The following is a 14420-nucleotide window of genomic DNA, read 5'->3' as shown; positions in this document are numbered from 1 at the left end:
ATGGGATTGGTATGACAATGAAAAAACGATTCTTCTTCGCCGCAGCTTTGATGGCTTTTTCCGTATCTCCGGCACTGGCTGAAACTTTTGAGGTCAAAATGCTGAACAGAGGAGAGAAGGGATCAATGGTCTTTGAGCCGGACTTCCTGAAGCTTGCTCCCGGCGACAAGGTGAAATTTATCGCGACCCAAAAGAGCCATAATGCAGCGACCATTGACGGTATGGTGCCGGAAGGCAATCCCGGTTTTAAAGGCAAGATTAATGAAGAAATCGAAGTGACATTCGATCAGGCCGGGTTCTACGGTATCAAGTGCTCACCGCATTACGGCATGGGAATGGTCATGCTGATCAAGGTTGGTGAAGCAGAGCTTCCGAAGGCCTATCGCGAGGTTAAATTCCCGGCGCGCGCCAAACCGCGTTTTGAAGAGATATTTGCAGTGGTTGATGCTGATAAATAAGGGGTTAATATAAGTAATAGCTAATTCAAATATGAGATATATCAGTAAGTCTATGTAAACATGTGACTTTTGTGTAAGTTTATCACAGCAAAGTGAGCCGGATGGTTGACAATCTGTTTCCATTTCGTTGACAGTTTGTTTATATGGTCACTCATAACATTCAGTTAAGCTCTCTTGGTTCCGAGTGAGCGAGCCCCGAAAGGCTGGCATGATCATATTTTGAGTATGGCACTCTTTCGGCAACTGGATGCAAGAACTGTCGTAGAATTCATCGCTCGATGATGGTTCACTTTGAATGAAGTATATATAACCGACATTCTTGTCTCTGCGGGGGCAGCACTTTGAACAAGCATGTTACCAAGGATTTTTTAAAATAAATTATTTTAGGTATAATGCGCGGCGGCCTTAAATTTTTGAAGGTCGCCGCTTTTTATATGGGGCGCTGTAAAAGTGTTTAACGCACAGCGGCTTTCAAACGTTGCTGGTCCAGATGAAGGTTGAGTTCCTTCGCGCGTGCAATAACTGGTACAAAGCGGCGCTGCTTCTTTTCCGCATGGTTGGATGCAATGTCTGCGATGCGGTGTTTGAGGAACGGGTTCAGAAAACGCTCGCGAACGCTGATAACATAGGCTTCCGCCTGTTCACCCAAGCCATCAGCCGCAAAAACCGGCAGAACTTCTTCGCGCCAAAGGGCTTCAAGCTCATGTCGGATTGTTTCATCCTGCATGGCTTCCAATACGATCTCATCTTTAGGGCGATTACCATTCAGCCATTGCTCGGCAATGAAAGTGTGGCCGAGATTGAGCAGATAAAGCTTGAGACGTTCATAAAGCGCAAGATTGTCCGTCACGACGATATCGGGATGCGTGCAGGGAAGCGTGAGTCCGTCTGTCTGTTCAATGGCCCAGATCGCATAGGGCTCGGCAATAGCACCGACCGGATCGATTGGCTCAGAAACGATACGGTCAACGAGGCTGTTGGCAAAAACGCAGTTGCTCTCGACCCATTGCGTGAATGCTTTCGGCAGGCTCCAGTTTTCTGCAAGATCAAGTACAATCGAGCGCAGCTTGTCGCCATTGCGCGAGATCAGCTCGCACGGGAAAATAGACAGTGGCGCATCTGGATTAACCTGCCAGCGGTGATGCAGCAGCACAAGCAGCTTGGCGGGGAAGCTTTTTGGTAGGCGACCGACTTCGCTTAGCAGGGAAACATCATCAGACTCATCAAGCTCAAAACCCTTGTCACCCGTATTGGACAGGATCACCTGAGCCTGCGTGGCGAGGGCGCGTATTGCCTGCCAGTCGGTGTGAGCGGAATAGGCGGCGCTCACGTTCTTTGCCTGATGTTTTTCATCAACTGGCTTGCCGTCTCGTAAGCCTCGAATGATGACCGGATAGCCTTCGCCACTGTTGAGTGCGCTAATACGGCGTGTGCTTTCAGGGTTGGAGGTTGTCTGAACAATGGCGATTGTGCCGATGGCATTGCCCTTTGCCAGAGCTTCCGAGATGAAAAAATCCGCATGCCCGAGCAGAAAGCGGCTGGTGCCAAATTGTAGAATCGTTGGCTGGTCGGTCATGAGTTCCTCCTCAAAAATTGTTTTGAAATAGCTATGCCAATGGCCAAAATTGGTCAAGCCACTCTTTAAAAGCCGTCTAAAGCCCGGTGCGACAAAACTGACAAACCGGTCAATATTCAATGTTTACAGCATAATAGGGTATCTTGCACTTTTCAGAACTTCAAAATATGGTAAGGCCAATTTGGGAGAGAGCATGAGCGAGCATATCGGCTCCGTGGAACCGCGGAGGCTTTACCAACAGATTGCCGACCGGGTCAGGCTGCTGATCCGCGAAGGACATTTTCCAAGCGGAAGCAGACTTCCCGCTGAGCGCGAACTTGCGCAGCAGTTGGGTGTTTCGCGCCCCTCTTTGCGTGAGGCACTGATCGCGCTTGAAATTGCTGGCAATGTCGAAATCCGTATGGGCTCGGGCATTTATGTTGCGTCTGAAGAGACGCGACATCCGGCGCAGGGCGGTTCGATTGGTGAAAGCCCGCTTGAAATCATGCAGGCGCGTTCGCTGATTGAAGGCAGTGCTGTCGTTATGGCTTGCAGCCAGATCAACATGGAAGCGCTGGAACGCTTGCGCGGTAATCTTGATGCGATGCGTTTGCAGATTGAGGCTGAACGTAAGCCGATTGAACTCGATCGCCAGTTTCATCTCATTATTGCAGAGCAATCGGGCAATTCGATTGTGACCCGCATCGTGCGCGATCTGTTTGACGAGCGGCATAGTCCGCTGACCGCGCACATGCGCACCCGATATGAAAACGCCGAAACATGGGCCTATGCTTTGGCGGAGCATGAGAAGATTTATGCTGCACTGGAGGCGAGGGATCCGCTTTTGGCGCAGGCAGCGATGCGCACGCATCTGGATACATCAAAGCAGAGATGGATGGAAAACGAGCCCCGATAATGAGGTTCATATTCATCGCTGTGGCGGTTTTGGGAGTGAGGTCAGAACAATGAATGATAAGGTTATCCCGGCTGTGACGCCGGTAATCCTTTTACATCCGTCCGATGATGTGGCGGTGGCGCGTATTCCGGTGCGCGCAGGCGACCCGATCGGGCTTGCGGGTATCATCGCACGCGATCTGATCGGGCGCGGTCACAAGGTGGCTTTGCGCGACATCACGGCCGGCAAGGAAGTGCATAAATATGGCCAGGTGATTGGCGTTGCCACCAAGGACATTGCGGTGGGCGAGCATGTGCATCTGCACAATCTTGCAATGCTTCCTTCCGAGCACGAGCACCAGTTTTCGGTCGATATTGAAGAACGCGGCATGTTGCCGGAAGCAGAGCGTCGCCACTTCATGGGCTATGATCGCGGCTTTGGTGGTGTCGGTACACGCAACTATATCGGCGTCATTTCTTCGGTAAACTGCTCTGCGACCGTGTCTCGCTACATTGCAGATTATTTCAACCGCATGGGCGGGTTGGATGGGTTCGACAACGTTGATGGTGTGGTGGCGCTCACGCATGGCAGCGGGTGTGCACTCAACACCAAGTCGGAAGGCTATCGTCTGCTGACCCGGACCATTCAGGGCTATGCCAAACATCCCAATTTCGGCGGTATTCTGCTGATTGGCCTTGGTTGCGAAACCAACCAGATCGCGCCAATCATGGAACATTATCGCATGGAAGAAGGCACGCGCCTTCGTACCATGACGATTCAGCAACACGGCGGTACGCGCAAGACGATCGATCATGCAATTGCCGAGATCAAGGAAATGCTGCCGCTGGTGAACTCTGCCAAGCGCACACCGCAGCCTTTGTCGAAGTTGAAAGTGGCGCTCGAATGCGGTGGTTCTGACGGCTATTCCGGCATTTCTGCAAATCCGGCGCTGGGCTATGCATCCGATCTGATTGTGCGCAATGGCGGCACGACCGTTCTTTCGGAAACGCCGGAAATCTATGGTGCCGAACATCTTTTAACGCGCCGCGCAGTCACGCCTGCGGTTGCGGAAAAACTGCTCCAGCGCATCGATTGGTGGCGCGATTATACAGCACGCAACGGCGACGAACTGAACAACAATCCGTCGCATGGAAATAAGCTCGGTGGTTTGACCACCATTCTTGAAAAATCGCTCGGTGCTGTCGCCAAGGGCGGCTCCATGCCTCTCAAGGCCGTCTACGAGTTTGCTGAAACAGTCACGGTGCAGGGTTTCACCTTTATGGATACGCCGGGCTATGACCCGGTTGCCGTGACCGGACAGGTTGCGGGTGGCTGCAATGTCATCTGCTTTACCACAGGACGCGGATCTGTTTCGGGATTCAAACCAGCGCCTTGCATCAAAATCGCGACCAATTCCGAAATGTATGAGCACATGAAGGAAGATATGGACATCAATTGCGGTGGCATCGTCACAGGTGATGAAACCATCGAAGAGTCCGGCACGCGCATTTTCGAACACATTATCGCGGTGGCTTCCGGTGAGCAGACGCTGAGTGAAATCTACGACTATGGCGATAATGAATTTGTACCTTGGCAGGTTGGCGCCGTAACTTGATCTGCCTCATGCAATAAAATGACAGGAATATTCTGATGGTCAAAGCTCTGCGTATCGAGAGCGAGAACATAACGCGTTTTGCCGAAATTCCCGAAGCGCCACTCTTGCCCGGTCATGTCCGGGTGAGCGTGAAGCATGTGGGGCTTTGCGGCAGCGATTTGAATACGTTTAAGGGGCTTAACCCACTGGTGGAATTGCCGCGCATTCCAGGCCATGAAATCGGCGGCGAGATCATTGAGGCGGGTGAGGGCGTGAGTGCGGCCTATGCCAAGGGCAAACGCGTTATTGTGTTGCCTTACACCAATTGCGGAACCTGTTCGTCCTGCCGCAAAGGCCGCTTGAATGCCTGCCGCTATAACAAGACGCTTGGCGTGCAGCAGAATGGTGGACTGGCAGAACAGATTGTGTTGCCAGCCGAAAAGCTGATCCTGAATGAGAGCCTCGCACCGCGCCATCTTGCACTGGTCGAGCCGCTTTCCGTTGGTTTCCATGCAGTCGAACGCGGACGTGTTCAGGCTGGCGATACCGTTGCCGTGCTTGGCTGTGGTATGATCGGCATGGGCGTGCTGATTGGTGCGGTTGCGCGTGGTGCCAAGGTTATCGCCATTGATCCGAGTGCTGAAAAGCGTGAACTGGCATTGAAGTTTGGCGCAACGCACGCGCTGCCGGGTGGTGAAGGCGTGGTGGCTTCCGTGCAGAAACTCACCAATGACGATGGTGTGGATATCGCTTTTGAAGCGGTCGGACTGCCGATCACTTTCACGCAGGCGGTTGACCTTGCAGGCTTTGCGGGTCGTGTTGTTTATGTCGGTTATTCCAAGTCACCCGTGACCTATCAGACCCAGTTCTTCAATCTCAAAGAACTCGACATCATGGGCTCGCGCAATGCGACGCTCACCGATTTTGAAGCTGTCATCGCGCATCTCGAAAAGCTCGGAAATGATGCAGACCTGCTGATCTCGAAAGTGTTTCCTTTTGAAGACGCGGAACAGGCGCTGCCTTATTGGGATAGCGACCGCAACGTTTTGAAGATCATCATCGAACGCTGCTGAAATCGAAGCGCATCTCCATGCCAGGGAAGGAACGGCCTGGAGATGGTGCGGAGGAACCCGGCCTATTGGCCATAAGTTAAGGACCCTAACGGGAGGATACCCATGAAGAAGTTTGTTACCGGCGCAATCGCGGCTGGCATGTTGCTGGCCGGAAGCATGGTGGCATATGCTGCCAATGTTTCGATCAAAGTTGCCTATGAAAACAATCCCGGCGAGCCTTTTGATGAGGTGATGCATTACTGGAAAGACGACCTTGCCAAGCGCAGCAATGGCGAAATCACGCTGGAACTTTACCCAAGCTCGCAGCTCGGCTCCAAGAAGGATGTAACCGAGCAGGCCATGATGGGCCTCAATGTTGTGACGATCTCCGATGTTGGCTTTCTGGCAGAATATGACCCGGATCTCGGCGTGCTTTATGGCCCTTTCCTGAGCGATGATCCGGCAGAGCTTTTCAAAGTTTATGACGGCGAATGGTTCAAGGGAAAGAGCGAAGAACTGAAGAAAAAAGGCATTCACATTGTGATGCCGAATTATCTTTATGGCATTCGTCAGATCATTTCCAAGAAGCCGATCCGTACACCTGAGGACCTCAAGGGTATGAAGATTCGTGTGCCGAACAACGTCATGCAGATCAAGACGTTTGAAGCCATGGGTGCAACACCGACCCCGATGCCACTGGGGGAAACCTTCCCGGCGCTTGCGCAGGGCGTGATTGATGGCGTCGAAAATCCGATTTCGGTTCTCTATGGTCAGAAGTTCCAGGAAGAAGCCAAGTATCTCAGCAAAGTCGGTTATCTGACCAACGTGGCTCTGATTGTCGGTGGTGAAGCCTTCTTCTCAACGCTGCCTGAAGAGCAGCTCAAGATGATCCATGAGTCCGCATATGATGCCGGTCTCTACAGTCAAAAGCTGACGATCGAAAAAGACAACGAAATGATCGAAAAGATGAAGGAGGCAGGCGTCGAGGTTATCGAAGTCGATCGCGCTCCTTTCAAGGCGCTTGCTGAAACGGTCTATACGCAGTTTCCTGAATGGTCGCCGGGTCTTTATGAAAAGATCAAAGAAGAGCTGAAGAACTGATCCATCTCAATTCGGATATTGCCGTGTCGCAGTTTTGCTGCGGCACGGCATCTGTGTGGAATTTAATCCGATGAAATACTTTGAAAAACTGATCGACTGGCTTGCAGCAGCCCCGCTGTTCATATTGCTTGCATTATTTAATGTGGCGGTGGTGATGCGCTATTGGCTGCATCAGCCGCTGCAATGGACAGAAGAAATTTCTGGCTTGCTGATGATCTGGATCATCATGCTGGGCAGCGTTGCCGCAGAACGGGACAACCAGCATCTTGCCATTCCGATGCTTGTCGATATTTTGCCTGAAAAGTTCCGGGTTGTGATGAATTCAATCATCTCAATCTTTTCTGGCCTGTTTTTGCTCTATGTGTCCTACGCCGGATACAAGCTGTCGGTTGCCGCTCAGTTCAAGGTGACTGACGTGCTGCGCATTTCCTATTACTGGATTGATATCGCGGTGCCTGTCGGCTTTGTCCTCATCGCTCTTTATATGTTTACTGGCGCTTTCAAATCCTTGCGCGCCGCGTTTGCGGGAGGCAAGGCATGAACCTGACCACCATCGTTCTCATCATGCTGGCGCTGATCGCGCTGAATATGCGTCTTTACGTGGCTATTCTGATTGCGGTCTTTACCTATTTTCTGTTCTTCAATCAGATGCCGATTGCCATCGCAGTTCAGCGTTTCATCAGCCCGGCACAGAACACGTCACTGCTGGCGATTCCATTCTTCATCATGCTTGGCACCGTTATGTCGCACACGGGTATCGCCGAGCGTTTGATCAAAGTTGCAGATATTCTGGTCGGCCGTATGCGTGGCGGCATGGCGCTGACAAACATCATGGTTTCAACCCTGATGGGCGGTGTCAGCGCGTCCAATCTTGCAGACAGCGCCATGCTAACCCGCATGATGGTGCCGGAAATGGTCAAGCGTGGCTATGACAAGGCGTTTTCATGCGGTGTGACGGCTGCCGGTTCGTTGATCACCCCGATTATTCCTCCGGGTATTGCTTTGATCATCTATGGTCTGATTGCTGACGTATCCATCGGCAAGATGTTCATGGCTGGTATTATTCCGGGCATTTTGGGAGCGATCATTCTGATGATTGCGGCTTATGTGACCTCTGTGAAGCGTGGCTATAAGCCAAGCCGCGACCGGCGTATGAGCGGCGCTGAGGTCGCTTCGACGCTTGCATCAGCATGGCCTGCGGTTCTGCTTCTCTTTGCTATCATCGGTGGTATTCGCATGAATATCTTCACGCCGACGGAAGCGGGGGCGGTTGCTGTTACGTTGGTTCTGATCATCGGCTTTGTGATCTACCGCGAAATGCGCGTGTCACACGTGGTGGATTCTCTGATCGAAACCGCCAAATCCACGGCCTCGGTCATGCTGGTTATCATGGCGTCATCCGCGCTTGCATGGGTGTTTTCGCTGGAGCAGGCAGGTCAGTCGCTGATGCAGCTGATCTCAACATTCACCAGCAATCCCTATGCATTTCTGCTGGCTGTTAACGTGATCCTGTTGATCCTTGGCGCGCTCATTGAAGGCACGGCGCTGATGATCGTTCTGGTGCCGCTCTTGATGCCGACAGTAAAAGCGCTTGGCATTGATCCGGTTCATTTTGGCATTATCGTCATTGTGAACCTGTCAATCGGCACACTGACACCGCCGGTTGGAACGGTTATGCTGATGGTATGTAATATCGCCAAGGTCAGAGTGGGGGATTTTGTCCGCCAATCTTTCAGCATGTATATGGCGTTGTTCATCCTGTTGGCTCTGATCACATATGTGCCGTTTATCTCGACATTTCTGGCGCATTGATTGATAGGGAAATGGAAAAAGGGCGCGGAGATTTCCGCGCCCTTTGTTATTTCACTGCACCCAAAGCCAATCCTTTGATGAGATAACGCTGCAACCAGACAAACAGCACGGCAACGGGCAGGGTCGCAACCAAAGTGGCAGCCATCACATAATGCCACTCGACGGTGTAGCGACCAGCCACCAGCGAGAAGACCTGAATAGGCAAGGTATAGGTTGCCTGACTGCGCAGCATTGTCAGTGCCACAACAAACTCATTCCAAGCATTGATGAAAGTGAAGATTGTCGTTACCGCAATTGCCGGCAAGCAAAGCGGCAGGAACACTTTAACCAATGTTTTAAAGCGCCCCGCACCTTCCATCCAGGAAGCTTCTTCAAGGTCCTTGGGAAGGGTATCGAAATAACTTTGCAGCATCCACACCGTAAATGCGACGTTGAAGGCCATATAAACCGCACCGACCGCCGTAACACTTTCAATCAGCCCATAGGCCGCCAGCAAGCGAAACAGACCAAGCACCAGAACGATGGGCGAAATCATCTGTGAAATCAGCAGGAATTGCCGGAACGCGCCGTCACCTGCAAAACGAAAACGCGACATGGCATAGGCGGCGGGGATTGAGAAAACAATGGCGCCAACCGAGGCAATCACAGAGACGTAGAGCGAATTGAGAAGCGCTGTGCCGAAGCCCGTGCGCACCCACATTTCCGAAAAATTCTGCCAATGAAATTCACTCGGCCACCATGTCGGAGAGAGAACTTCCTGCGGTGGTTTGACGGCGGTCAAAAACATGACAGCAAAAGGAAACAGCGTCAGAACAACGAGCGGCAAAAGAGCCAGCCATGCGAGGAGTGTACGTTTCAGCTTGGGTTTGTTCATGCTGTTTCCTTCCGCATTGCAAGGCGAATGTATATGGCAGTGAACACCAGCAGGATTGCCAGCATGATGAGCGATACAGCCGAGGCTTCACCGAGTTTTCCGAGGCGGAAGGCCAGCTTATAGAGATGCGTTACCAGAATATCGGTCGAATTTGCTGGACCACCTTGCGTCATGACCCAGATGATCGGAAAAGAGTTGAAAACATAGATTGTGTTGAGCACAATCGCGATATTGATAAAGGGTTTGAGCAGTGGAAAAGTGATCTCGCGAAACTGCTGCCATGGGCTGGCACCTTCAAGAGATGAGGCTTCGTAAAGATCATCAGGAATGGATGAAAGACCACCGAGAAAGATGGTCGTGGTGAAAGGCACAGTCACCAGAATGCCGACCAGTATTTGCATGGGAAAGGCGGTTTCGGCGCTTGCCAGCCATTGAATATTGCTGTCAATCAGCCCCAGATTGCGCAGTGCAGAATTGAGCATTCCACTTTCGCCATTCAGCGCCCAGCGCCAAACGATAGCCGTCATGGTGAGCGAAACGGCCCATGGCAGCATGACGATAACACGCGCCACGGAGCGCCCGTAAAAATCCATATTGAGAATGATCGCAACCGGAATGGAAACCAATAGAGCCCCACCGACAACGGATATGGTCCAGAAACCTGTGCGCCAAAGGGCATTGATGAAGTCGGGGGACGTGAAGAGTGCTGAGAAATTGGCCCCGCCGTTAAAATTGCGCAATTGCCCAAAGCGGTTCACATCATGGGTCGCAATTTCAATGAGATTAACGACCGGCCAGAAAATCACCACCGCAGCCAGAAGCAGGCTTGGCAAGATCAGGAAATAGGGCAGTGTGCGATTTTGCATCAGCCATAAACCCCATGTGTCGGTTGAAAAAAATGCCCCGGCAGCACGTCCTCGCACTGCCGGGATGACTGGAGCTTATTTCTTCAGGATTGCATCGGCTTTAGCGGCAGCATCTTTCAGGACGGCCTCCGGCTCGCCCTTGCCGAGATAGATGCTCTGCATGGCATTGGACGTGATATCCGCAATTTCTTCCCAACCCGGAATGACCGGTGCAAAACGTGCATCGGGGAGCAGTGCTGTGAAGGCCGCAAGATCGGCATTATTGACATAATAATCCATCTTCGCTTCTTCCTTGTTCACCGGAAGAAAACCTTCGCCCTGAGTAAACTTGGCACGCCAGTCTTTCTGGAACAGGAAGTCGAGCACCTTCCATGCTTCTTCCTTGTTTTTGGAATTCTGGAACATAATCACGGAATCGGTCACACCATATGTTCCGCGCGCACCAGTCGGGCCAGCAGGGATCGCCGCGACACCATATTTCAGGTCCGGTGCTTCTTCCTTGATTTGATTGGACAGGAACGGCGCAGTGATCATCATGCCGACTTTGCCCTGCTTGAAGAGGTTCTGAACATCTTCACGCGCATAAGACGTGACGCCGGGCTGTGTCTGTCCGTTATCGATCATGGATTTGTAAAGCTTGGCGGCGGCAAGTGCGCCCGGCGAACTCAGGCCAGATGTGCCGTCCTTATTGAGGATTTCAGCCCCTTGTGACCACATGGCATAGTAATAATAGACGTCGGTCTCGATTTCCTTGCCCTGAAGGCCAAAACCATAGTTCTCACCGCCAAGCGCCTTGATTTTCTCGGCAGCGGCTTGGACTTCATCCCAGTTCGCCGGAGGATTGGCAACGCCTGCTTTTTCAAGCAAGTCCTTGTTGTAATACATGGCGCGTGCCGATGCTGCGATCGGCAGGCCGTATGTCTTGCCTTCCAGAACCGAAGGCGACAGGAATGTTTCGATGAAGCGATCTTTGAACGCATCATCCATATAACCATCAAGTGGCTCTGCAATGCCCTGTTGAACGAAATCGATCAACCAGCGTGTGCCAATAATGGACAAATCGGCATTGGTGCCCGCAGAAATATCGGTGGTGAGCTTTTGCAGCAAAACATCCCATGGCACCACTTCGAAATTGAGTGTGATGCCGGGGTTCTCGGCTTCAAAGGCCTTTTTGACTTCTTCGAAATATGGCCCGGTTTTGGAGCTGTATTCTGCGACCGTCATACGCACTTCGCCAGCCTGCGCAAACGCGCTCATTGCCAGAATGCTTAAACCAGCCAGTAAGCCGGACTTCCATTTTGCTATCATCATGTTTTCGTTCCCCTTTTGCGACTGCCCAAGGCAATTTCTGCTAAATTTTTGTTATTTTCTTACATTATCGGCAAATGAGCGGCTTTCAAGTAAAAAGTTTTGTTGCAAACTTACATTTTGAATTTTAGTCTGGTCCCAATCAAAGGCGCAAAAAGCGCTATATAAAAGGGGAATGAAGTGGAAAATTCAGGCGATTTTGCCGGAAAATCCGTTTTGATAACCGGTGCTGGCGGTGGTGTCGGTACAGCACTCGTGCAGTTATTTGCGGCGCGTGGTGCGTGCATTGTCGGCTGCGATTTGACGCTTGACGCAATGCAAGGCGACTTATTTTCTGCGCGCCATGCGTTTGATCTGGGTGCGCCTGAAACTTTGGAAACGGCTGCCCAACACATTATCGCGACAAGCGGTGCGCCCGACATTGTTATCAACAATGCAGGATGGACGCGCGCCGATACATTCGAAGCCCTCGACGAGGGGCGGATCTCCACGGAAATTGACGTCAATCTGACCAGTGTGGCAGTGTTTTCGACTGCGTTGGTGCGATCAATGGCCAAGCGCGGAAGCGGCAGCTTTGTCTTCATCTCATCGATCAATTCGCTCATGCATTTTGGCAATCCGGCCTATGCCGCAGCCAAGGCGGGTATCAATGCTTTTGTGCGGGCGCTTGCGGTTGAATATGGTGCCTATGGCTTGCGCGCCAATACGGTTTGCCCCGGATCAATCCGCACGGCTGCATGGGATCATCGCATTGCAAAAGACCCGGCAGTTCTAGACAAATTGCGGCGGCTTTATCCTTTGGGGCGTATCGTCGACGTGGCTGAGGTGGCCGAGGCGGTGGCATTTTTAGCATCAAGCCGCGCCTCTGGGATAACCGGCACGGTATTGCCGGTCGATGCCGGGCTGATGGCTGGGTGCAGGCCTTTTATTGACGATATTTTAGGTGGGAGCTGAGTGATGAAAAACGTTTCCTTGCGCGGGATTACGAAGACTTTTGGCCAGCTTGATGTGCTCCACCGCATTGATCTGGATATAGAGGACGGTGAATTTCTTGTTCTCGTCGGACCGTCAGGATGCGGAAAGTCCACACTTTTGCGAATGGTTGCGGGATTGGAGCCGATCACCGGGGGAGATCTTATCATTGGTGGTGAACGCGCCAATGATTATCCGCCGCAAAAGCGCAACATCGCAATGGTGTTTCAATCCTATGCGCTGTTTCCGCATATGACCGCGCGGGAGAATATTGGCTTTGGTCCGCGCATTCGTGGCGAGGATAGGGCGACAACGGCGGCCAAGGTCGATAAGGCCGCAGGCATACTCAATCTCCATTCCTATCTCGACCGCTATCCACGCCAGCTTTCCGGTGGCCAGCGCCAGCGCGTGGCCATGGGGCGCGCTATTGTGCGCGAGCCATCGGTATTTTTGTTCGATGAGCCATTATCCAATCTGGATGCGCAGTTGCGCGTGCAGATGCGCACAGAAATTAAAGCCTTGCATCAAAGGCTTAAATCAACAGTGATTTATGTAACCCATGACCAGATCGAAGCCATGACAATGGCCGACCGGATTGTCGTGATGAATCAGGGAAAGATTCAACAGATTGGTGCACCGCTCGACCTTTATGACCGACCCGCAAATAAGTTCGTTGCAGGTTTTATGGGGTCCCCATCCATGAGCTTTATTCCGGGTGCGTTAATCGAGGGTGAGAAATTCCGAACCACGGCGGGCGAAGAGATCAATGTCGCCGTTAAGTCTGTGTCGGGACGAAGTGCTGAATTGGGCGTGCGGCCGGAAAATTTTATTATTGCAAAAGACGGTGAGGGGCTGACGCTCACCATTGAAGTGGTGGAACCAACCGGACCTGAAACTCACGTTTACGGGAAAATTGCCGGCGAAGCTGTGCGCGCTGTTTTTCGCGAGCGTATTCACCTTGCACCCGGAGAGCGAGTCCCTGTAACGGCTAGTCCGCAACATATTCATCTGTTTGATAAGGAAAGCGGCTTGCCGCTTTAAGCCAGTATGAGCAAGATCGCCGACATCCTCTCACAGCTTCACGCGGTGGCGCAGGATGGGTCAAAGTCTGAGCGGAGAATGGCAGCCCTGGTGCTTGCCGAGCCGGATTATATCTCCAAGGCTGCGATTTCCGAAATTGCCCAGCGCGCCGGCGTCAGCGAGCCAACGGTTACACGGTTTTGCAGAGCATTGGGTTGTGACGGGGTTCGCGATTTTAAATTTTTTCTCGCACAGGCATTGGCGATTGGCGGACAATATTTGTCGGCAGAAGCGCCTTCGCGGGATGTGCGTGAGGCGCGCATTGCGCTTGCGATTACAGATGGCGCCATTTCTGCCATTCAGCGCGCCAGTGACAATCTCGACATGTCGGTGATTATGAATATTGCCGGGCGGATTGCCGTTTCTGGTTCTGTTTTGTGTATCGGTTCAGGTGGAATTTCCTCAATGATGGCAACGGAAATGCAGAACCGGCTTTTTCGGCTTGGCATTCCGGTGGTGGCGCAGATTGATGGGCAGTTGCAACGCATGTATGCGGCAATTGCTGAATCCAAAACAATGGTGATTGCCTTTTCCGTTTCTGGCTATGCGCGTTCGGTGATTGAGGCGGCAGAGGTGGCAAAGCAATATGGTGCTGAAACTGTGGCAATCACGGCACCGGGTTCCGATCTTGCAGGAACCGTTAACACGGTTATTCCGTTCCTCGTGAATGAAGATGGTAATCTTTATAAGCCGACGTCTTCGCGCTTTGCTTTGTTGGCAATTGTGGACATGATTGCGACAGCCACTGCGGAGATGCGCGGTACTGAAGTGCTTGAACGTCTCAGACGCATCAAGCAGAGCCTGAATATGCTCAAAGTGGATGATCCGAGTTTACCACTGGGAGACTGACTGC

At 52.1% G+C, this 14420-nt stretch carries 14 protein-coding genes; 10 read left to right on the top strand and 4 right to left on the bottom strand.

The window, feature by feature from the left end:
- The first annotated feature begins 17 nt into the window (after positions 1-17).
- Positions 18-458: a pseudoazurin gene (locus ABE527_RS10080; protein ID WP_265984382.1), complete on the top strand. Its 441-nt coding sequence runs from the start codon at positions 18-20 to the stop codon at positions 456-458.
- Positions 459-912: 454 nt separating this feature from the next.
- On the opposite strand, the gene ABE527_RS10075 is transcribed toward ABE527_RS10080, so the two are convergent.
- Entirely contained in the window at positions 913-2034 is a 1122-nt protein-coding gene (locus ABE527_RS10075; RefSeq protein WP_499696834.1) for a mannitol dehydrogenase family protein, read from the bottom strand.
- Between the two features lie 193 nt (positions 2035-2227).
- Here ABE527_RS10075 and ABE527_RS10070 point away from each other — a divergent pair, with 193 nt between their 5' ends.
- The 6 genes from ABE527_RS10070 (at position 2228) to ABE527_RS10045 (ending at position 8467) form a co-directional block, all read left to right on the top strand.
- Positions 2228-2929, top strand: a complete 702-nt coding sequence (locus ABE527_RS10070) for a FadR/GntR family transcriptional regulator (RefSeq protein ID WP_499693855.1) — start codon at positions 2228-2230, stop codon at positions 2927-2929.
- 49 nt (positions 2930-2978) lie between these two features.
- On the top strand, positions 2979-4523 hold the full coding sequence (locus ABE527_RS10065; RefSeq protein ID WP_499696833.1) for a UxaA family hydrolase: 1545 nt from the start codon (positions 2979-2981) through the stop codon (positions 4521-4523).
- 35 nt (positions 4524-4558) lie between these two features.
- Positions 4559-5575 (top strand): zinc-binding alcohol dehydrogenase family protein, encoded by a 1017-nt coding sequence (locus ABE527_RS10060; RefSeq protein ID WP_499696832.1) that lies wholly within the window; start codon positions 4559-4561, stop codon positions 5573-5575.
- Between the two features lie 102 nt (positions 5576-5677).
- On the top strand, positions 5678-6655 hold the full coding sequence (locus ABE527_RS10055) for a C4-dicarboxylate TRAP transporter substrate-binding protein (protein ID WP_265984374.1): 978 nt from the start codon (positions 5678-5680) through the stop codon (positions 6653-6655).
- A gap of 70 nt (positions 6656-6725) precedes the next feature.
- Complete coding sequence (locus ABE527_RS10050; RefSeq protein WP_265984372.1) at positions 6726-7196, top strand: TRAP transporter small permease; 471 nt, start codon at positions 6726-6728, stop codon at positions 7194-7196.
- Positions 7193-8467 carry a TRAP transporter large permease gene (locus tag ABE527_RS10045; RefSeq protein ID WP_265984371.1) on the top strand — a complete coding sequence of 425 codons (1275 nt, stop codon included), beginning with the start codon at positions 7193-7195 and terminating at the stop codon, positions 8465-8467. The genes ABE527_RS10050 and ABE527_RS10045 overlap by 4 nt, the downstream gene beginning before the upstream one ends.
- Positions 8468-8513: 46 nt before the next feature.
- Here the strand turns inward: ABE527_RS10045 and ABE527_RS10040 are convergent, their stop codons facing one another.
- The 3 genes from ABE527_RS10040 to ABE527_RS10030 all read right to left on the bottom strand — a co-directional run bounded on the left by ABE527_RS10040 (position 8514) and on the right by ABE527_RS10030 (position 11518).
- Positions 8514-9341 (bottom strand): carbohydrate ABC transporter permease, encoded by an 828-nt coding sequence (locus ABE527_RS10040; protein WP_499696831.1) that lies wholly within the window; start codon positions 9339-9341, stop codon positions 8514-8516.
- On the bottom strand, positions 9338-10207 hold the full coding sequence (locus ABE527_RS10035) for a carbohydrate ABC transporter permease (RefSeq protein WP_499696830.1): 870 nt from the start codon (positions 10205-10207) through the stop codon (positions 9338-9340). The genes ABE527_RS10040 and ABE527_RS10035 overlap by 4 nt, the downstream gene beginning before the upstream one ends.
- Before the next feature lie 75 nt (positions 10208-10282).
- Positions 10283-11518 (bottom strand): ABC transporter substrate-binding protein, encoded by a 1236-nt coding sequence (locus tag ABE527_RS10030; protein WP_499696829.1) that lies wholly within the window; start codon positions 11516-11518, stop codon positions 10283-10285.
- 177 nt (positions 11519-11695) lie between these two features.
- On the opposite strand from ABE527_RS10030, the gene ABE527_RS10025 reads away from it, so the two are divergent.
- Genes ABE527_RS10025 through ABE527_RS10015 form a run of 3 tightly spaced genes read left to right on the top strand, consistent with a single transcriptional unit; the run spans position 11696 to position 14416 of the window.
- Positions 11696-12469, top strand: a complete 774-nt coding sequence (locus ABE527_RS10025; protein WP_499696828.1) for an SDR family NAD(P)-dependent oxidoreductase — start codon at positions 11696-11698, stop codon at positions 12467-12469.
- Positions 12470-12472: 3 nt separating this feature from the next.
- Positions 12473-13528, top strand: a complete 1056-nt coding sequence (locus ABE527_RS10020; protein WP_499696827.1) for an ABC transporter ATP-binding protein — start codon at positions 12473-12475, stop codon at positions 13526-13528.
- A 6-nt stretch (positions 13529-13534) separates the two neighbouring features.
- The gene (locus tag ABE527_RS10015) at positions 13535-14416 is read left to right on the top strand and encodes a MurR/RpiR family transcriptional regulator (protein WP_265984363.1); all 882 of its coding nucleotides are present in this window, start codon (positions 13535-13537) and stop codon (positions 14414-14416) included.
- Positions 14417-14420 lie beyond the last annotated feature (4 nt).

The sequence above is a fragment of the Brucella sp. TWI432 genome (assembly GCF_039674445.1).
In the GTDB taxonomy this organism is placed as follows: Bacteria; Pseudomonadota; Alphaproteobacteria; order Rhizobiales; family Rhizobiaceae; genus Brucella; species Brucella chromiisoli.
Note: the sequence above shows the minus strand (reverse complement) of the source record. Positions and strands in the feature narration are given on the sequence as shown.

Excerpts from the sequence above, each read along its gene's own strand:
- ABE527_RS10080 (WP_265984382.1), top strand. The coding sequence starts at position 18 with ATGAAAAAACGATTCTTCTTCGCCGCAGCTTTGATGGCTTTTTCCGTA.
- ABE527_RS10075 (WP_499696834.1), bottom strand. The coding sequence starts at position 2,034 with ATGACCGACCAGCCAACGATTCTACAATTTGGCACCAGCCGCTTTCTG.
- ABE527_RS10070 (WP_499693855.1), top strand. The coding sequence starts at position 2,228 with ATGAGCGAGCATATCGGCTCCGTGGAACCGCGGAGGCTTTACCAACAG.
- ABE527_RS10065 (WP_499696833.1), top strand. The coding sequence starts at position 2,979 with ATGAATGATAAGGTTATCCCGGCTGTGACGCCGGTAATCCTTTTACAT.
- ABE527_RS10060 (WP_499696832.1), top strand. The coding sequence starts at position 4,559 with ATGGTCAAAGCTCTGCGTATCGAGAGCGAGAACATAACGCGTTTTGCC.
- ABE527_RS10055 (WP_265984374.1), top strand. The coding sequence starts at position 5,678 with ATGAAGAAGTTTGTTACCGGCGCAATCGCGGCTGGCATGTTGCTGGCC.
- ABE527_RS10050 (WP_265984372.1), top strand. The coding sequence starts at position 6,726 with ATGAAATACTTTGAAAAACTGATCGACTGGCTTGCAGCAGCCCCGCTG.
- ABE527_RS10045 (WP_265984371.1), top strand. The coding sequence starts at position 7,193 with ATGAACCTGACCACCATCGTTCTCATCATGCTGGCGCTGATCGCGCTG.
- ABE527_RS10040 (WP_499696831.1), bottom strand. The coding sequence starts at position 9,341 with ATGAACAAACCCAAGCTGAAACGTACACTCCTCGCATGGCTGGCTCTT.
- ABE527_RS10035 (WP_499696830.1), bottom strand. The coding sequence starts at position 10,207 with ATGCAAAATCGCACACTGCCCTATTTCCTGATCTTGCCAAGCCTGCTT.
- ABE527_RS10030 (WP_499696829.1), bottom strand. The coding sequence starts at position 11,518 with ATGATGATAGCAAAATGGAAGTCCGGCTTACTGGCTGGTTTAAGCATT.
- ABE527_RS10020 (WP_499696827.1), top strand. The coding sequence starts at position 12,473 with ATGAAAAACGTTTCCTTGCGCGGGATTACGAAGACTTTTGGCCAGCTT.
- ABE527_RS10015 (WP_265984363.1), top strand. The coding sequence starts at position 13,535 with ATGAGCAAGATCGCCGACATCCTCTCACAGCTTCACGCGGTGGCGCAG.